The organism is Terrilactibacillus tamarindi, from assembly GCF_009718825.1.
GTDB lineage: Bacteria > Bacillota > Bacilli > Bacillales > Sporolactobacillaceae > Terrilactibacillus > Terrilactibacillus tamarindi.
The window spans coordinates 17,430-37,184 of record NZ_WNHB01000014.1 but is presented as its reverse complement, the minus strand read 5'-3'; the positions used below and the strand labels follow the sequence as shown (position 1 = coordinate 37,184).

The window sequence follows — 19,755 nt, the reverse complement described above, 5'->3', positions numbered from 1 at the left end:
GGACCCTATGAAATTACGAGATTTAATTGTGGTTTTTGGCGTTATTTTAATTGTCATGATGCTGATTATTCCACTCCCTTCTTTTATTTTAAGCTTTCTTATCATTATTAATATTACGATTGCACTCCTTGTATTGCTTGTTTCTATGAATATGAATGAGCCTTTACAATTTTCTGTTTTTCCTTCATTACTCTTGATTTTGACTTTGTTTCGATTAGGTCTAAATATTTCAACGACGCGTCTTATCCTTGGTGAAGGTGAAGCTGGGAAAGTTATTTCGACTTTTGGGCAATTTGTCGTTGGCGGTAATATTATTGTTGGTTTGGTCATTTTTCTTATTCTCATCATTATTCAATTTATTGTTATTACCAAAGGTGCTGAACGTGTATCGGAGGTTGCTGCTAGATTTACTTTAGATGCGATGCCTGGTAAACAAATGAGTATTGATGCTGATTTAAATGCAGGATTAATAAATGAATTACAAGCAAAAACCCGCCGTGAAAAAATTGAACGAGAAGCTGACTTTTATGGAGCTATGGACGGTGCAAGTAAATTTGTAAAAGGTGATGCCATCGCAAGTATCATTATCGTCGCCCTTAACCTTACAGTCGGTATTATTATTGGCATGGTTCAACAGGGATTAAGCTTATCAGAAGCTTCACAAACATTTTCCCTTTTAACAGTCGGGGATGGCATTGTAAGTCAAATTCCCGCACTGCTTATTTCTACAGCTACAGGAATTGTTGTAACAAGAGCCGCTTCAGATGATAGTAACATCGGTCAAGATATTCGGACTCAACTGTTAGCCTATCCTGTTATGTTGATGGTTGCGGGTTTTGTTATCTTAATTCTTGGTTTAACGCCAATTGGTTTTGTTTTGACTCTGCCTATTGCTGCTTTATTAATTATAGGGGGTTACTTGTTAAGGCAAAATGGAAGTAAACAAACTGAATTAGATGAAATGGCGGAAGAGCAAGCTTTAGAAGACACGTTTAAAAGTCAAGAAAGTGTCATTGATTTAATTCAAGTAGATCCCATTGAATTTGAATTTGGATACGCCCTTGTTCCTCTAGCAGATAGTAGTCAAGGTGGTGACCTTTTGGATCGGATTGTCATGATAAGAAGGCAACTTGCTATAGAAATGGGCGTTGTCCTTCCGATTGTCCGGATACGAGACAATATACAATTGGAGCCAAATCAATATCGAATTAAAATAAAAGGCAGTGAAGTGGCGAACGGAGAATTACTATACGATCATTATCTTGCCATGAGTCCAGGAATTGATGATCCAGCTATTCAAGGAATTCAAACAACTGAACCTGCTTTTGGCCTGCCCGCTTTGTGGATATCAGAACAAATGAAAGAAAAGGCGGAACTTTCGGGTTATACAGTTGTTGATCCACCATCTGTTGTTTCTACTCATTTAACAGAAGTATTAAAACAACATTTGCATGAATTGTTAGGCCGTCAAGAAGTAAAACAATTAATTGATCATTTAAGAGAAAAGAATGCGACTCTTGTAGATGAAGTCTCGCCTGAGTTATTAAGTTTAGGCGATATCCAAAAGATCCTTGTCAATTTACTAAAAGAAAAATTATCGATTCGAAATCTTCCTGTTATTTTTGAAGTGCTGGCTGATTATGGGGCATTAACAAAAGACCCGGATTTATTGACTGAATATGTAAGACAAGCCTTGTCAAGGCAGATTACGGATAAATACACAAATGAAGAGAAAACATTAAAAGTCATTACGGTAAGCCCAGATATGGAACACCGGATTGCAAGTGCGGTACAGACAACCGAACACGGGAATTATTTGGCTTTAGGGACAGAAGATTCAGGGCAATTTTTGAAAGAAGTTTCAAGTTACGTAGAACAATGGGTAGATGCCGACAATGAACCTGTCATTCTTTGTTCACCGGCGATTAGACGATATATCAGACAACTTATCGAAAGGTATTTTCCAAATGTGGCCGTTCTTTCTTATAATGAATTGGAATCTTATGTGGAAGTTCAAAGTATTGGGGTAGTGAATGCAGCATGAAGATAAAAAAAATAGTGGCACCAACCATGTCTCAGGCGATGGACAAGGTTAAGAAAGAGCTTGGATCTGATGCAGTGATCTTAAATACAAAAAAGGTAAAAAAAGCTCGGTTTTTTAATTTATTAAAAACGGAATATATTGAGGTACTCGCAGCAATGGATCCGGAACCTTTTCCTGAAAAAAGAGTCCGTCCAGACTTGTCGGGACAGGAAAAAGAGATACCAGATTTGAAGAGAACGATCATCCCTCAAAAAGTAGGACCCTTGAGTATGGAATTACCGCATCCAATCGAAAGAATAAAAACAAGTTTGATTGATCAAGGGTTAGAAATAGAGCATGTTGATGTTTGCACCCAAGAAATGATTAAAAACTGGTATCTCAGTGATGAATCAATGATGTATCATGATTTATTAAATGTTGTAAAAAAACATTTGGTTAAGCTTCTGACTCGTCATCAGTTCAATCAGCCAACGCCATCTTCACATATGATCACAGTGGTTGGACCAACAGGAGTTGGAAAAACAACGACACTTGCTAAACTAGCAGGTCATTCGGTTTTAGATGAAGATAAGTCTGTGGCTTTTATGACGACCGATACATTTCGAATTTCAGCCATTGATCAATTAAAAACCTATGCTAGGATTCTCAATATTCCTTTATTTGTTATTTATAATCGTCAAGATTTTAATAATGTAAAAAAACAATTGGAATCGTATGATCGTGTTTTTATTGATACTGCAGGTCGGAACTATCTTAATGAAACGTATGTGAAAGAATTAAAAGGTTTAATTCAATTTAATCAACATATGACTAATTATCTTGTCCTATCTGCTACGGCAAAATATGTTGATATGAAGCAAATTGTCCAGCGTTTTTCATCAGTTCCCATTCATGCTTTTATTTTCACAAAAATGGACGAGACGTTGACTTATGGAGCTATGATAAGTTTGCTTATTCACTATAAAAACGTTCCATCTGCCTATATAACGAATGGTCAAAATGTTCCAGATGATCTAATTCAAGCAAATCCAAGTCAACTAGTGGATGAATTTTTAGGAGGGATTGACCGTGATAGATCAAGCAGAGAGTCTTAGACGACGCATGGAAAATCATCATCCATCTGTTCCAAACTATCTTGCTATTTCAGGACATTCTCGAAATTCAGCACAATCGCAATTTTGCTTAAATTTATCACAAACTTTAGGTGAATTTGGCAAGAGAGTCTTGGTTATCTATCTAGGAAATGACGTACAGCCATGGACAGGCGTTCCACAATCTATAAGTATTGCAGAAACATTAAACAGAAAACAGCCAATTAAGAAAGCCTTGGTGCAGCATCGTCATGTTTCATATCTGAGGAGTGGCTCACTGTTGATTGATAAACTAGGGGGAAATCGTGACTATTTGAAAGAGTTACAAATGAGCTTCAATGAATTAAACGGTGAATTTGATATGATTCTATTCGATTTTGAAAATGTCAATGACTTCGAAAGGTTTGGATCTGTATTTGATATACTGCTGTTTTTGTCAAAGGGAACGAAACAAGCCGTTCTTTCGACATATACCATGCTTAAAAAATTCAGACTGATGTATCAAGACTTAGAGTTTGCTTGTGTCCTAATACAGGAAAAAACACTTGGCGAAGCGGTGAAAATTGGAGAGAGACTGATCAAGGTTTCAGATCATTATTTAAAAAATGCCTTTAAATGGATTAGCATCTTTCCATCTGATTCTGATAATACGGATACCGTAAGTCATCCTTTTTCTCTGCAAACGATATTTTCAAGAATCTGTGCACGAAAATATTTGCATTATATAAGTCAATTAGATGGCCAGAAAAACACCAAGTTTTTTGATCGTATCGAAAACAGCTTACAAACGGTAAGAATTGATCAATCATGAAAAAAATCACCGTTTTGGTTGTTGATGATTCCGCGTTTATGAGAAGAATGCTTCAAGATATGATAAATAGTGATCCAGATATCGAAGTGGTTGCTGTGGCAAGAAATGGAGAAGCAGCCCTGAAAAAAACATTAGAGCTGAAGCCTCATGTCATTACACTCGATGTTGAATTATATGAAGAAAACGGATTAGATGTTTTAACAAAAATAATGGCACAATGTCCTACTCCTACTTTAATGGTATCTTTTGCGACTCAAAAAGGTGCTGATGTGACGTTAGAAGCCGTCAGGAGGGGAGCCGTTGATTTTATCGCAAAACCTTCTGGTCAAATCTCACTTGATATTGAAGTTGTTAAGGAAGAATTAATTGAAAAAATTAAGCGATGTAGGGAAATGGACCTTCGAATAAATGGAAATCTTGCCGATAATAAACATGAAGAACGAAAAAGGCAAGCTGATGATGACACAAAGAGGCGTGATCCATTACGTAAAATCATTTGCATTGGTGCATCAACTGGTGGCCCAAAAGCTTTATACGAAGTGATCACGCGGTTTCCTAAAGACCTTCAGGCACCGGTACTCGTCGTCCAGCATATGCCTAGTAAATTTACTAAGTCATTAGCAGAACGATTAAATGAAACGTCATTATGTAACGTGAGTGAAGCAGTGCAAGGAGAAATCATTCAAAATGGACATGTGTATATTGCACCAGGAGGTTACCACATGACCATAAAAGAAGACGGGAAATACCTAAGAATTGACTTGATAGATACCCCGCCTTTGCACGGTGTAAAGCCAGCGTTTGATCTTCTACTTCAATCGTTGTGTCCCCTAAATCACGATCAATTTATCATAGCAATCTTGACAGGAATGGGGAAAGATGGGGCAGAAGGTACAAAACAGTTAAAAAAAAGAACAAGCTGTTATACGATTGCCGAAAGTAGAGAAACAGCTGTTGTTTTTGGGATGCCTAAGATGTTAATTGAAACGGTAGAGGTTGATGAAGTCTTGCCGATCTATCGTGTTGCATCTTCCATCATTAATCAAGTCTATTAATCTATAAGGGAATGATTTCATGGATACCAATCAATATCTCGTTTTATTCATTGACGAAGGAAGAGAACATTTACAAAACTTGAATGACAAAATGCTTGCTTTAGAGAATGATCCAAATGATTTAAGTGTTGTCAATGAGATATTTCGTTCTGCCCATACGATAAAAGGAATGTCCGCTTCCATGGGTTTTGAAGATATGGCCAATTTGACCCACAAAATGGAGAATGTTCTTGATGCTTTACGACACAAACAGATTGACGTGACACCTGATATGATAGATGCGCTTTTTGAATCAATTGATCATTTAGAAGCGATGTTGGACCAAATTATCCAGGGACAATCTGATAAAAGAGATGTTTCAGATATCGTAAGAAAACTGCAAGCATTGGAAAAAGGCGAAGCCATCTCCAATGATAGTGAACAATCTGCGTCTAAATCAAAAAATGGAGCCGTTGAATCGAAGTCAAAAAATAACGAGCATGGTGCTTTAAACGAGACCGAGTGGGAAATAGTCTCAAAGGCAAAAGACGTAGGGCTGTCTGCTTATTTTATAAAGGTCAACTTAACGGATGATTGTATGTTAAAAGCAGCTAGAGCAGTCATGGTTTTTCAAGCTATTGAAGGACAAGGAGATGTCATAAAAACAATACCTGACTCAGAAAAAATAGAAAAAGCAGAGTTTGATTTGACCTTTTCCTTCATTTTTATTACAGGTGAATCGCCTGATAAAATAAAGCACGATATTTTAACTGTTTCGGAAATTGATCAAGTTGAAATTGATGAAATTACTCAGATAAAAGCACAAGAAAATATAATAGAGAGCCATCATCAAACAGAGAAAAAAGAGACGAATAAACCTAAAAGTACGGCCCCGGTTCAAGTAAATAAGACCATACGAGTTAATCTTGATCGATTGGATCATTTATTAAATCTATTTGAAGAATTAATTATTGATCGTGGTCGGCTTGAACAAATTTCAAATGAAGTTGGGGATCACCATTTAAAATCACAAGTGGAAAAAATACACCGAGTCTCCAATCAACTTCAAGAAACAATCTTAAATTTAAGAATGGTACCTGTTGAAACCGTCTTTAATCGTTTCCCAAGGATGGTTCGAAATCTCTCAAAAGAGTTAAATAAAAAAATTGAGTTAGTCATTACAGGCGCTGATACAGAAGTTGATCGATCAATTGTTGATGAACTAGGAGATCCACTTGTTCATTTACTTCGTAATTCATTAGATCATGGAATTGAGCTTCCAGAAGTTCGAAAAGAAAACGGAAAAAGTGAAACTGGAACGGTTCAACTCCGAGCCTTTCACAGTGGTAATCATGTCATGATTGAAATAGAAGATGATGGGGCCGGAATTGATCGACAGAAAATCACGGCAAAAGCGATTGAAAATGGGTTGATCACCCTAGAAGCATCTTCTAAGTTATCGGATCAAGACGTGTTTCACTTAATGTTTGCTTCTGGATTTAGTACGGCAGAAAAAATTTCGGATATTTCTGGTCGAGGCGTCGGATTGGATGTCGTTCAAAGCAACATAAGAAAAATTGGAGGCACAGTTAGCGTTGAATCGACGTTAGGAAAAGGGTCCAGGTTTACAGTGAAATTACCTCTAACACTATCAATCATTAATGCCATGCTCATCAAATTAGGGGAAGAAACCTATGCCGTTCCTATTTCTAGTATTGTCGAAACGATGTTATTACGACAAATTGAGTTAAAAACAGTCAATAAAAAAGAGGTCCTTATTTATCGAGATGCAGTTGTTCCTTTCATAGATTTAAGAAACTTTTTACAAGTTCCACATTCAGACTCAGAAGCATCTAAACAAGCTGTGATTATTGTAAAACAGTCAAACAATTACCTTGCTTTTGCTGTTGATGAGCTATTAGGCCACCAAGATATTGTCATTAAATCACTTGGGAATTATTTAAAGAATGTTGAAGGAATATCAGGTGCTACCATTCTTGGAGATGGTCGTGTTGCTTTAATTTTAGATTGTGAAGCCATTGCATAAGCTTTTCGGTTACAGGGAGTTAATCACACATTACTGACAAATAAGGGGGAAAGAAAGATGAGCCAATTATATCAAAATAAAAAAGTCATTCTTTTTGAATTAAATGAAGAAACGTATGGAGTATCCATTGATCATGTTGTTTCCATTGAACGACCTCAGGCAATTACACGAGTTCCGCATGTTCAAGCCTACGTAAAAGGCATTATGACAATGCGCGGCTTAATGATACCTGTCATTGATATGCATAAGCGATTCAATATGGCAGAATCACTTGAAACGACAGAAGAGAGAATTATTATCGTTGAGATGGATGACATAATGGTTGGACTTTTTGTCGATTCTGCTCATCATGTCGTGGATTTAAGTCCATCTCAAATTGAAGATGCGCCAGATATAGTAGGAGGACTTGAGGCAGCGTATATTGATGGTATTGCAAGGTATGAAGAGGATAAATTGCTTGTTTTACTTAATTTAAAACAAGTCTTAACCACAAATGAAGTTAATGATTTAAAGAAAATTGAGGCATAATGATGAGTCCTAACAAGTCATCCTTCTCAGAGGATCTTCGTCTCGATATCTTAAAAGAAATAGGTAATATTGGCGCAGCACATGCCGCAACAGCTTTATCGACATTATTAAATAAACGTATAGATTTAAAAATTCCTTCTGCACAAGTGGTTCCTATTTCAGAAGTCAATGGACCGAATAGAGATAACAATGTTGCCGCTACTTACACTTACATCGATTGTGATATTCATGGCCATTTCTTTATGTTATTTAAGGAAGAACATGCCGAAATGCTTGTTTCTAACATGATTCCGAATACGACCATTTATGATGGCGGATTAGGGGAATCGGCTTTTTGTGAAATTGGTAATATTTTATGTGGTTCATATATATCCGCTTTATCCCAATTTCTAAACATAACCATTCATCAATCACCCCCTATATTATCAATAGATATAGCTGCAGCCATCTTGGGTGAAGGATTAATCGAATTATCGATGGAAACGGATTCCGTTATTGTGATTGAGACAGTCCTTGTTGACAAAACCAACCATCATCAAATGAATGGTGAGTTTGTTTTCCTTCCTACGCCTGACTCAATGGACCTCATATTTAAATTGGCTTTAGGGGGAGAGTAAATTATGATTCTTGTCGGACTGTCAGAAATTAAACTCGCAAATAAAGAACAATCCCTTAGAACCATTGGTCTTGGTTCATGTGTAGGGGCCATTATTTATGATATCGATAGAACGATCGCTGGGATGGCTCATATTATGCTGCCAGAATCGAAAATTGCTAAGCCAGGAAGCCATTTTTTGTTAGGAAAATTTGCAGACACGGCTATCCCTGAACTTGTTAGGTTAATCTGCTCTTATGACATTCCATTAACCCGCCTACGGTCAAAAATGGCGGGTGGAGCAGAGATGTTTAATAGTTCTCGACTGACTATGATGGGATCTATAGGTCAAAGAAATATTCAAGCCATCAAAGAACAGTTACATCGATTTGATATCCCTATTATTGCAGAAGATGTTGGTGGTCATAGCGGGAGAACGATTGAGTTTTATACTCATTCATCTATCCTATCGATTCGTACCGTAAATCGCGATGAGAAACAGATATAATTATACTTTGTAAATGAAGGGTTAAGAGGTGAGGAATATGGTGATATCCATAATGGATCAAGAAAAGCAATATTGGAAACGGTGGATAGATCATCGTGATCCAGAGGCTGCTGATAACCTCTTAAAAATTTACTTGCCATTGGTTCATTATCATGTTCAGCGAATTATATTAGGTTTACCGAATTCGGTAAGTAGAGATGAATTGGTGAGTCATGGTCTGTTTGGCCTCTATGATGCATTAGAAAAATTTGATACAACTCGTGATTTAAAATTTGATACATATGCTTCATTTCGTATACGAGGATCCATTATAGATGGGTTAAGAAAAGAAGACTGGATGCCTCGTTCATTAAGGGAAAAAAACAAAAAAATTGAAGCTACTACAGAAATGTTAGAACAGAAATATTTGCGATCTGTAACTTTAGAGGAAGTTGCACGTGCTTGTGATATGTCCACCGATGATGTGGCAAAAGTCGTTTCAGAAGATATGTTTGCCAATCTCATTTCATTAGATGAAGAATATGAAAATGATAAAGGTGAATATCCCGTCGTTTACGTTGAAGATAAGTCCGTTCCAACACCTGATCATGTTATTTTAAAAAATGAGAAATATAAAATGCTGAGCGAAGACATTAAAAGACTTAATGAAAAAGAGCAGCTGGTCATTACATTATTTTATTATGAGGAACTCACTCTGACCGAAATAGGTCATATTTTGGAATTGTCGACATCACGTATTTCACAAATTCATAGTAAAGCGATTTATAAGCTCCGTCACTATTTAACACCTTGATGTTTCGTGCTCACTTTACCTTAACCGTATAAATAATTAAAACGAATATCATACAAACCAGAATTAAGGAGAAGTAAACATCATGATATTATGGATTATCTTCAGCTTAATATTACATTTATTAGCTTTTTATCTTATTATTCATCTTGTACAGAGGTTGAAGCATTTAGAACAACAGCATCCTGAAGAGTTAAAAAGAGAAATTGAAGAAACGATGACGGCCTATTTGACAGATATGGAGCAAGAGAATGATCGATTTATCCAAGAACTAAATAAATCAAAGAAACACGAAGTAATACAATCAAATGAACCAACAAATCATGAAAAACAAGGCAAAGCCATTGATGGTAAAGACAATGTGATGAATAAGAGTAAGCAACAAGTGACCTATGATGCAGTGACAGATTGGATTCCACCAATTAAATCAACTAACGAAGAAAGACATGAGTCATCCTTATTAGCGAAGGCACTTCATTTAAAGCAAAAAGGGCAATCAATAACGGAAATTGCAAAAGCTTTGGGACGTGGTGAAGGGGAAATTGCCCTCTTATTAAAAATTAATGAAAAAAAGACGCTATAAACTTGTATTAGCCACATGTTTATGTTATATTAAACAACGGTGTCAATCACACACGCTCAATAATCTATGCATTGGTGCTGAAGATCAGTCATGTATTAGAAATGATTTGAGCGGCGGAATAAAACCATTAGGAGGAAAAAACATTATGGCAGTTATCTCAATGAAACAGCTTTTAGAATCTGGTGTTCATTTTGGTCACCAAACACGTCGTTGGAACCCAAAAATGAAACCTTACATTTTTACAGAAAGAAACGGTATCTACATTATTGACCTTCAAAAAACGGTTAAAAAGGTAGAAGAAGCTTATCAGTTTGTTAGAAACATTGCAGCTGACGGCGGAAAAGTTCTTTTTGTAGGAACTAAAAAACAAGCACAAGAATCTGTTAAAACTGAAGCAGAACGTTCTGGTATGTATTACATTAATCAACGTTGGTTAGGTGGTACATTAACGAACTTTGAAACGATTAGAAAACGTATTACAAGATTAAAACAAATTGAAAAAATGGCCGAAGATGGTACTTTTGATGTCCTTCCTAAAAAAGAAGTTGTTGGTCTTAAAAAAGAATTAGCACGTCTTGAAAAATTCTTAGGCGGAATCAAAGACATGGTAACTCTTCCTCAAGCGTTGTTTGTTATCGACCCACGCAAAGAAAGAATTGCGATTGCAGAAGCACGCAAATTAAATATACCGATTGTTGCTATCGTTGACACGAACTGTGATCCAGACGAAGTGGATGTTATCATTCCTGGTAATGACGATGCCATTCGTGCCGTAAAACTGTTAACTGGTAAAGTAGCTGACGCCGTTCTTGAAGCTAATCAAGGTGAAGAACTAGACGTTGCTAGTGCTCCTGAAAATGTTCAAGAAAAAGAACAAGTCCAAGAACCAGTAGAAGCTGAATAAAGACTAGATTTCAAGGGGTGATAAGGGGTGTGACCCTTATCACTTTTTTTGCAAAAAGAAGAGAATTAATGATGTAACGAAATAAATGATTGAAAACAACATAATTTTTGATTAAGAGACTGGTTAAAATATCAGTACACGTTCATTATTAATTTATATGTTTTCTGTATATCAATGTATGCATGTTAATCACATAAAGGAGGATGTCATATGGCGGCAATAAGTGCAAAACAAGTTAAAGAACTTCGTGAAATTACAGGTGCAGGGATGATGGACTGCAAAAAAGCTTTAACTGAAACTGATGGTGATATTGACAAAGCTGTTGATTTGTTAAGAGAAAAAGGAATGGCTAAAGCAGCGAAAAAAGCAGACCGTGTGGCTGCAGAAGGTTTAGCTCAAGTTAAAGTTGAAGGTAATAAAGCAGTCATTCTCGAAGTTAACTCTGAAACAGACTTTGTTGCAAAAAACGACCAATTTATTCAATTAATCAATACATTAGCTGAGCATTTATTGAAAAATAGTCCTTCAACTGTTGAAGAAGCTCTTTCTCAGAACTTAGAAGGCTCAGACCAAAAGGTAGAAGAATTCATTAATACTGCGATTGCAAAAATTGGTGAAAAAATTTCTTTACGTCGCTTTACTGTCATTGATAAAGCTGAAGATGAAAACTTTGGTGCGTACCTACATATGGGTGGCCGAATCGCTGTCTTAACGAAGATTAAAGGTGGAAATGATAGTGTTGCTAAAGATGTTGCAATGCACGTTGCTGCTGTAAACCCTCGTTATCTCTCTAAAGATCAAGTATCTCAAGAAGAAGCTGCTCACGAAAAAGAAGTTCTTAAACAACAAGCATTAAATGAAGGTAAACCTGAAAAAATCGTTGAAAAAATGGTTGAAGGTCGTATGAAGAAATTCTTCCAAGAAATATGCCTTGTTGATCAAAACTTTGTTAAAGATCCAGATGTTACTGTAAGCAAATACTTAGCAAATAATAATGCAACGGCTGAAGGCTTTGTTCGATATGAAGTAGGCGAAGGTTTAGAAAAACGTCAAGAAAACTTTGCTGAAGAAGTTCAAGCCCAAATGAAAAAATAAGCCAGATATAATAATGACATAAAGAATGTTCAATAACTTTTGCTACAGAGCGGCTTTGAACATCATCTCAAATAGGGGCGCGGATACGTGCCCCATTTTTAAAATAGAGAGTAGATAGGAAGGGGTATTCATACATGTCAAATGAAGCAAAATATAAACGGGTAATACTTAAATTAAGTGGTGAAGCATTAGCTGGTGATGTAGGTTTTGGTATTGACCCAAAAATTATTTTATCCATTTCTGAACAAATTAAAGAAATTGCGGATCTAAATGTTGAAGTTGCCGTTGTGGTTGGTGCAGGGAACATTTGGCGCGGCAAAACAGGTAGCGAAATGGGAATGGATCGTGCGACAGCTGACTATATGGGAATGCTTGCCACAGTTATGAATGCCCTTGCCCTCCAAGATAGCTTGGAAAGTCTGGGAGTTGGAACTCGTGTTCAATCTTCTATTGAAATGAGACAGGTTGCAGAACCTTACATTCGCAGGCGTGCAATTAGACATTTAGAAAAGAAACGTGTCGTTATCTTTGCGGCTGGAACGGGTAATCCTTATTTTTCAACTGACACTACAGCAGCACTCAGAGCCGCGGAAATTGAGGCTGAAGTGATATTAATGGCTAAAAACAATGTTGATGGTGTTTATTCTGCTGATCCAAAAGTGGATGAGGCCGCAGTTAAATATGATCGTATTTCATATTTAGATGTTCTAAACGAAGGGCTTGCTGTCATGGATTCTACAGCCTCTTCTCTATGTATGGATAATGATATACCGCTTGTTGTTTTTTCAATCACTGAAATTGGAAACATTAAACGAGTTGTGTTAGGTGAAGAAATTGGAACTGTCGTAAGGGGGAAATGAAAATGGCAAATGAAGTAATTAACGATACTAAAGATCGGATGGATAAAGCTTTAGCTGCTCTTAAACGTGAACTATCTACCATACGTGCTGGGAGAGCTAATCCTAGCATTTTAAACAAAATAACAGTTGAATACTACGGGGCACAAACCCCTCTAAATCAGTTGGCAAGTATTACAGCACCGGAAGCTAGACTTTTGCTCATTCAACCCTATGATAAAACAGCAATCGGGGAAATGGAAAAAGCCATTCTTAAATCTGATTTAGGCATTTCACCGACAAATGATGGTGATGTTATACGAATTGCCATTCCTGCATTGACCGAAGAACGACGCACGGAACTCGTTAAAATCATTAAAAAAACATCTGAAGAAAGCAAAGTAGCTATTCGGAATATTCGTCGGGATGCGAACGACAACTTGAAAAAATCAGTGAAAAATAATGAGTTAACTGAAGACGATCAACGTGATTTAACGGACCAAATACAAAAACTTACAGATAACTATATCTCAAAGATTGATGAAACTGTGAGTGAAAAAGAAAAAGAAATTATGGAAGTTTAAGTTAAAATGCCCTCTATGTAAAGGGGGCTTTTTAATATCTTGTTGGGGGATATACATAATAGCAATCTATTTTACATAGGTACGTTCTTTACTAAACGATGAAAATTCTATACACTAAGATATGGCACTATTACATAATATCGAGTCTATTGACAAATATAACGGTTAATTAACGAAAGGTATGTTTTAATATTAGACAGACTCTGGAGGAAGTTGTATGCTAGAAAGGTTTTCCTTAAAAAGGGGCAAAACAAAAACACATCGTCATGAAAATTTGACGACTCAGGACCTCAATGTTCCTACTCATGTTGCAATCATTATGGATGGAAATGGTAGATGGGCCAACAAAAGAGGATTACCACGAATAGCAGGACATCGTGAAGGAATGAAAACGGTCAAAAAAATTGTCCGTGAAGCAAGTAGAATGGGGATAAAAGTCCTTACTCTTTATGCTTTCTCGACGGAAAATTGGAAAAGACCTAAAGATGAAGTTGAATTTTTAATGAAGTTACCAGAACAATTTTTATCAAGTTATCTTGTTGAACTCATTGAAAAAAATGTTCAAGTACAAGTGATGGGGGATCTGGATAAAATACCTTCTCATACACTTCGTGCTGTTACTCAGGCTAAAGAAAAAACCGAGAAAAATACAGGCATGATTCTAAATTTTGCTCTTAATTATGGTAGTCGACATGAAATTACATGTGCTGTAAAATCTCTTATTCATGATATAGAGAAAGGAATTCTCGATAAAGAAACGATCAACGAAGACATGATTTCTAATTACTTGCTAAGTAAATCACTGCCAGATCCAGATTTGCTCATTCGCACAAGTGGTGAACTCCGAATAAGTAATTTTATGCTTTGGCAAATCGCTTATACAGAATTTTGGTTTACAGATAAATTGTGGCCCGACTTTTCAGTTAGCGACTTACATGAAGCCGTCAAGCATTTTAGTAGCCGCAAAAGACGATATGGCGGAGTAACGAGCTAGGGAGGTTACGATTTTGAAACAACGTATTATGACGGCCATCATTTTTGGTATCGTCTATCTTGGATGCTTATTCATTCATCCAGTACCTTTTTCTATTTTGGTCACTGCGTTTGCCGTGATCGCCTTTTATGAGTTATTAGCGATGAAGGGAGTAAAATCGACTGAATTTCATTCTATCGTTGGCTTTATTTTTGTCGCAAGCCTAGTATTAAAACCTTTATGGGACAATTATATTGTCAGTGTATCGGCTCTTAAGATGCTTGTTATTCTATTAATTTTCCTCTTTGCAAGTATTGTTTTTACGAAAAACAGAATAACATTTGATGATATTGCCTATCTTTTCTTATCCGCTTTTTACATAGGTTTTAGTTTCTCACTTCTTACAACAGCTCGTTTTCATGAGTTATGGCTAGTTTTGTTCATTCAAATTATTATGTGGGTAACGGATAGTGGGGCTTATTTTGTTGGACGAGCGATTGGCAAAAGAAAACTTGCCTCGCACATTAGCCCGAATAAAACAATTGAGGGCTCTATAGGGGCTGTTGTCGTTGCACTAATTGTTGCCATGATCCTTTATATGCTGGTACCATCTCAAACGATTCACTCATTCGGTGGTCTTCTGTTCATAACACTTATTGTATCCATATTTGGCCAATTGGGTGATCTGGCAGAATCCGCCATAAAAAGACATTACGATATTAAAGATTCCGGTAAAATTTTACCAGGTCACGGCGGTATATTCGATAGATTCGATAGTCTCCTTTTTGTCTTACCTATTTTATATGTTTTTCATTTTTTAGGTTAGTTGGTTTGACAAAAGTTTTTTAACACAAGCTTTATAGAGAGGAAGGATAGAATGAAACGACTTAGTATTTTAGGAGCAACTGGTTCAATAGGTACTCAAACATTTGATGTTATAGGAACCCATCCAGAAGAATTTTCTGTCGTTGCTCTTTCTTTTGGCGAAAATATTGAGAGGGCGCTCCCATATATTCGTCAATATCGTCCAAAGCTTGTTTCGGTAAAAAATGATCATATAAAAGAAAGACTAAGATCTCTGGTTCCTTCCTCTGTGGAAATTTTATCAGGAATTGAAGGTTTAGTTGAAGTCGCAACTCATCCTGATGCAGATATGCTTATCAATGCTGTATTAGGCAGTATTGGTCTTGAACCAACACTTGCTGCTATTGAGGCGGGTAAGACCATTGGTCTAGCCAATAAAGAAACATTAGTCACAGCAGGTCATTTGGTGATGGAAAGAGTAAAGGAAAAAGGAGTGACCCTTCTCCCCATTGATAGTGAGCATTCAGCCATATTTCAATCGATGCAGGGACAAGATAACAAGGCGATTTCCCGCCTCATTTTAACGGCATCAGGTGGAAGTTTCAGAGAGCGCAGTCGAGATGAATTGAAACATGTAACGGTAGAAGATGCACTTAAGCATCCAAATTGGTCGATGGGTGCAAAAATCACCGTTGATTCGGCAACACTAATGAACAAGGGATTAGAAGTAATTGAGGCACACTGGCTCTTTAATATCCCCTATGAGAAAATTGATACAATTATACATAAAGAAAGTATTGTTCATTCTCTAGTCGAATATCATGATAAGAGTGTGATCGCCGAGCTGGGATTGCCAAGTATGCACGTTCCGATCCAATATGCGTTAAGTTATCCTAAAAGACTTGAACTTCCACAAGAAAAAAGGTTAAACTTATGGGAATTAGGAGCTCTTCATTTTGAAAAGGTCGACACAAAACGATTTAAATGTTTAGATTTTGCTTATCAAGCGGGTAAATTAGGTGGAACTGCACCAGCGGTATTGAACGCAGCTAATGAACAAGCTGTTGAACATTTCTTGAATAAGCGTATTTCTTTTTTGCAAATAGAAGACTTAGTTGAAAGAGCTTTAAATGAACATCAAATGGTATCTAACCCATCATTAGAAGACATCAGAGAGATTGATATTAGAACGAGACAGCAGGTTAATGACTGGGTAAAATCACATGTGTAATGATGAATTAAGTGAATGACAAACAAAGGTGGTTAGATCGTGGAAACGTTTATTTCAGTCGTCATTATTTTTGGTGTCCTTATTGCTATCCATGAATTTGGACATTTGATCGTAGCCAAAAAATCAGGCATTTTATGTAGAGAGTATGCCATTGGTTTCGGACCAAAGCTATTCTCCATTAAAAAAGGAGAAACGGTATATACATTGCGTTTACTCCCTATTGGTGGCTTTGTACGTATGGCGGGTGAAGATCCAGAAATTATTGATATAAAACCTGGCCACCGTATTGGTCTCTTGTTTAACCATCAACAACACGTAAGTAAAATAATTATTAATCATCTTGATAAATATCCCGATGCAAAACTTGTCACCGTTGAAACAGCAGATTTGGAAAAAGACTTAGTCATTAAGGGATATGACTCAGAGGACGGGGAATTGATTGAGTACCCATTAGATCGAGAAGCTGAGTATGTTGTCGATGAACAAGCTTTTCAAATTGCTCCACTGGATCGACAGTTCTCATCAAAAACCAAAACGGCTCGATTTTTAACCATATTTGCGGGTCCATTTATGAACTTTTTATTGGCGTTTGTTATTTTTGTTGTTTATTTTTCCATACAAGGGGTCCCTTCGAATGCTCCTAAGCTCGGACAACTAGTTGAAAATAATCCCGCTATCCAAGCAGGCTTACACCAGGGCGATCGTGTCATTCAAATTGATGAACAACCGATTAACGCTTGGCAAGACATTATGACGTACGTTAATCATCATCCGAATAGCCTATTAACGTTCACTATAGAACGAAATAATCAACAACAGAAGATTGACGTTAAAACAAATGCTAGAAAAGGACCATCAGGTAAACAAGAAGGTTTCATAGGCGTTTACGCACCAACAAAACACTCTTTCGTAGCTTCTTTAAAAGGTGGAGTCTCGCAAACTTATTTCTGGATTAAACAAGAATTAGTTGGATTAAAAATGCTTGTAACAGGTGCCGTAGGGTTAGATCAATTATCGGGTCCTGTAGGTATTTATAATGTGACTGGCCAATTTGTATCTCAAGGTTTTCTCATTGTCTTAAATTGGGCAGCATTCCTAAGTATCAATTTAGGTATTATTAACTTGCTCCCACTTCCTGCACTTGACGGCGGACGACTTCTATTCATTATTGTCGAAGCGTTAAGAGGTAAGCCTATCGATCCACAAAGGGAATCCATTGTCCACTTTATTGGATTTGCCTTATTAATGCTACTTATGGTCGTTGTCACATGGAATGACATTCAAAAAGTGTTTTTACACTAAAAAGTGTTCGTACAGAAGGTTTATAGTTGAACCTTCTGTACGGTGTGTTTTGAACCATCCTGCCATGATAGTAAACGTGTCATTATTTAATAGATGATATACCAGGGTTCAAAATTAATTATAATTGGCTTGTAAACGATGACATCTTCATAGCGATTTTGCTATGTTATTCTAAATGATATATTGAGGTGCTCTTGATGAAACAAAGTAAACTATTTATCCCAACTTTAAAAGAAACACCTGCTGATGCTGAATCAGCTAGTCACCAATTTTTAGTTCGCGGAGGTTTTATTAGACAAATTGCTGCTGGTATTTATTCTTATTTGCCACTCGGAAATAAAGTCCTACAAAAAATAGAAACCATTATACGTGAAGAAATGAATCACACTGGAGCTCAGGAACTTTTAATGCCCGCTATTCAACCAGCAGAATTATGGCATGAGTCTGGACGATGGAATGTTTACGGACCAGAATTAATGAGATTGAAGGATCGGCACGGGCGAGACTTTGCACTTGGTGCGACTCACGAAGAATTGATTACAAGTTTAATACGTGATGAATTAAATTCTTATAAGAAATTACCCATGACCCTCTACCAAATTCAAACTAAATACCGAGATGAGAAAAGACCGCGTTTTGGTTTATTAAGAGGAAGAGAATTTATCATGAAAGATGCCTATTCCTTCCATGCTAGTCAAGAAGATTTGGATCAAACATACAAAGACATTTATGATGCATATATACGTATTTTCGACCGTTGTGGTTTAAAGTATCGCGCTGTTATTGCGGATTCTGGGGCTATAGGTGGTAAAGATACACATGAATTCCAAGCGCTAGCTGATATTGGAGAAGATACCATTGCTTATTCAGACGAATCATCCTATGCTGCGAATCTAGAAATGGCAGAGGTTATTTTTCAAGAAAATAAGCAGTCTGGAACACCTGATACAATGCAAGTGATGGATCACTTTGAGGGAGAACCTGAGCGGAAGCTCAAACTGGTTGGATTTAAATCAGACGATCAGAACATTCTCGTGCTTGCATGCGATGACGATGAAATTAATGAAGTTAAAGTAAAGAATTTTCTTAAGTTAAGAACAATTGAAACTTTAGAACATAATGAAGTTGAAAATTACGACATTCAACAACTTCCTGAGGATGTTACACTTCTAAGCGATCAAAGCGTAAAAAATGTCGTCAATGGATATCTTTACAATGCCTCAAATAAATCTACTTATGTTAATATAAATATAGAATGTGATTTCCCGGAGGTTCCTTGTGTTGATCTTCGTGTCATCAAAGAAGGGGATTTATCACCTGATAAAAAAGGGAAAATTAAGTTTGCTCGTGGGATTGAAATTGGACAAGTATTTAAACTTGGTGAAGTGTATTCAAAATCAATGGGTGCTTCATTTCTAGATGAGCAAGGAAAAAGTAAGCCAATCATTATGGGATGTTATGGGATTGGTGTTTCCAGAACCTTATCTGCTGTTGTAGAACAATATCATGATGATAGAGGATTATGTTGGCCAGTTGCTCTTGCACCATTTCATATTCATGTCATTCCTGTCAATGTGAAAAATAATGATCAATTATCGCTAGCCACTCTTTTACATGAACAACTAAGCGCCAAAGGTTGGGATGTTTTGATCGATGATCGTCAAGAAAGAGCAGGAGTTAAATTTGCAGATAGTGATCTCATTGGTTGCCCAATTCGTATTACAGTAGGAAAAAAAGCTTCTGAAGGTATTGTAGAAGTAAAGATTAGGCAAACGGGTGAGCAACTTGAGTTGCAAGTTGAGTCACTTGAACAATTTATTTACTCAACTCTAGAAAAGTAATATTGATACCTTTGTTGTTTTTAGAAGGATAAAGTGGAAATGACACCTTGCTGGCACCTTTCCAGAAGTCGATTCGTTAATCGTCTCATATTGAGGAATATCGGCAGTCCAGGTGATTATTTATCTCTTCTATTTGAACGGTGCCAGTGAAATA

The 19,755-nt window shown here is 36.7% G+C and carries 19 protein-coding genes; all 19 read left to right on the top strand.

The annotated features are described in order from the left end of the window. Positions 1-7 precede the first annotated feature (7 nt). The 19 genes from flhA (at position 8) to GMB86_RS09535 (ending at position 19,601) form a co-directional block, all read left to right on the top strand. On the top strand, positions 8-2,044 hold the full coding sequence (gene flhA / locus GMB86_RS09625) for a flagellar biosynthesis protein FlhA (RefSeq protein WP_155219076.1): 2,037 nt from the start codon (positions 8-10) through the stop codon (positions 2,042-2,044). Continuing rightward, positions 2,041-3,138, top strand: a complete 1,098-nt coding sequence (locus tag GMB86_RS09620) for a flagellar biosynthesis protein FlhF (protein ID WP_155219074.1) — start codon at positions 2,041-2,043, stop codon at positions 3,136-3,138. The genes flhA and GMB86_RS09620 overlap by 4 nt, the downstream gene beginning before the upstream one ends. Further along, a complete protein-coding gene (locus GMB86_RS09615; protein ID WP_155219072.1) occupies positions 3,113-3,946 on the top strand; it encodes a P-loop NTPase family protein in 834 nt (277 codons plus the stop codon). Before GMB86_RS09620 ends, GMB86_RS09615 begins: the two co-directional genes overlap by 26 nt. Then, on the top strand, positions 3,943-5,001 hold the full coding sequence (locus GMB86_RS09610; RefSeq protein WP_155219070.1) for a protein-glutamate methylesterase/protein-glutamine glutaminase: 1,059 nt from the start codon (positions 3,943-3,945) through the stop codon (positions 4,999-5,001). The genes GMB86_RS09615 and GMB86_RS09610 overlap by 4 nt, the downstream gene beginning before the upstream one ends. Before the next feature lie 19 nt (positions 5,002-5,020). Next, positions 5,021-7,027 (top strand): chemotaxis protein CheA, encoded by a 2,007-nt coding sequence (locus tag GMB86_RS09605; RefSeq protein WP_155219067.1) that lies wholly within the window; start codon positions 5,021-5,023, stop codon positions 7,025-7,027. Positions 7,028-7,084: 57 nt separating this feature from the next. Continuing rightward, positions 7,085-7,555: a chemotaxis protein CheW gene (locus tag GMB86_RS09600; RefSeq protein ID WP_155219065.1), complete on the top strand. Its 471-nt coding sequence runs from the start codon at positions 7,085-7,087 to the stop codon at positions 7,553-7,555. Beyond that, complete coding sequence (locus tag GMB86_RS09595; protein WP_230459073.1) at positions 7,555-8,172, top strand: chemotaxis protein CheC; 618 nt, start codon at positions 7,555-7,557, stop codon at positions 8,170-8,172. Before GMB86_RS09600 ends, GMB86_RS09595 begins: the two co-directional genes overlap by 1 nt. Before the next feature lie 3 nt (positions 8,173-8,175). Continuing rightward, positions 8,176-8,658 (top strand): chemotaxis protein CheD, encoded by a 483-nt coding sequence (locus tag GMB86_RS09590; RefSeq protein ID WP_155219061.1) that lies wholly within the window; start codon positions 8,176-8,178, stop codon positions 8,656-8,658. Positions 8,659-8,695: 37 nt separating this feature from the next. Next, entirely contained in the window at positions 8,696-9,451 is a 756-nt protein-coding gene (locus GMB86_RS09585; protein ID WP_155219059.1) for a FliA/WhiG family RNA polymerase sigma factor, read from the top strand. 82 nt (positions 9,452-9,533) lie between these two features. Beyond that, positions 9,534-10,031: a DUF6115 domain-containing protein gene (locus tag GMB86_RS09580; protein WP_155219057.1), complete on the top strand. Its 498-nt coding sequence runs from the start codon at positions 9,534-9,536 to the stop codon at positions 10,029-10,031. 145 nt (positions 10,032-10,176) lie between these two features. Beyond that, complete coding sequence (gene rpsB / locus GMB86_RS09575) at positions 10,177-10,935, top strand: 30S ribosomal protein S2 (RefSeq protein WP_155219055.1); 759 nt, start codon at positions 10,177-10,179, stop codon at positions 10,933-10,935. A gap of 210 nt (positions 10,936-11,145) precedes the next feature. After that, positions 11,146-12,030 (top strand): translation elongation factor Ts, encoded by an 885-nt coding sequence (gene tsf, locus GMB86_RS09570; protein WP_155219053.1) that lies wholly within the window; start codon positions 11,146-11,148, stop codon positions 12,028-12,030. A 134-nt stretch (positions 12,031-12,164) separates the two neighbouring features. After that, positions 12,165-12,890 carry a UMP kinase gene (gene pyrH / locus GMB86_RS09565; RefSeq protein WP_155219051.1) on the top strand — a complete coding sequence of 242 codons (726 nt, stop codon included), beginning with the start codon at positions 12,165-12,167 and terminating at the stop codon, positions 12,888-12,890. A gap of 2 nt (positions 12,891-12,892) precedes the next feature. Then, positions 12,893-13,450, top strand: a complete 558-nt coding sequence (frr, locus tag GMB86_RS09560) for a ribosome recycling factor (protein ID WP_155219049.1) — start codon at positions 12,893-12,895, stop codon at positions 13,448-13,450. 217 nt (positions 13,451-13,667) lie between these two features. After that, entirely contained in the window at positions 13,668-14,444 is a 777-nt protein-coding gene (locus GMB86_RS09555; protein ID WP_155219047.1) for an isoprenyl transferase, read from the top strand. A gap of 13 nt (positions 14,445-14,457) precedes the next feature. Further along, a complete protein-coding gene (locus tag GMB86_RS09550) occupies positions 14,458-15,249 on the top strand; it encodes a phosphatidate cytidylyltransferase (protein ID WP_155219046.1) in 792 nt (263 codons plus the stop codon). Positions 15,250-15,300: 51 nt separating this feature from the next. Beyond that, positions 15,301-16,458 carry a 1-deoxy-D-xylulose-5-phosphate reductoisomerase gene (locus GMB86_RS09545; RefSeq protein WP_155219044.1) on the top strand — a complete coding sequence of 386 codons (1,158 nt, stop codon included), beginning with the start codon at positions 15,301-15,303 and terminating at the stop codon, positions 16,456-16,458. A gap of 39 nt (positions 16,459-16,497) precedes the next feature. Then, positions 16,498-17,760, top strand: coding sequence for an RIP metalloprotease RseP (gene rseP / locus GMB86_RS09540; protein ID WP_329602856.1), 1,263 nt, complete (start codon positions 16,498-16,500; stop codon positions 17,758-17,760). A gap of 197 nt (positions 17,761-17,957) precedes the next feature. Further along, positions 17,958-19,601 (top strand): proline--tRNA ligase, encoded by a 1,644-nt coding sequence (locus GMB86_RS09535; protein WP_155219042.1) that lies wholly within the window; start codon positions 17,958-17,960, stop codon positions 19,599-19,601. Positions 19,602-19,755: the final 154 nt, after the last annotated feature.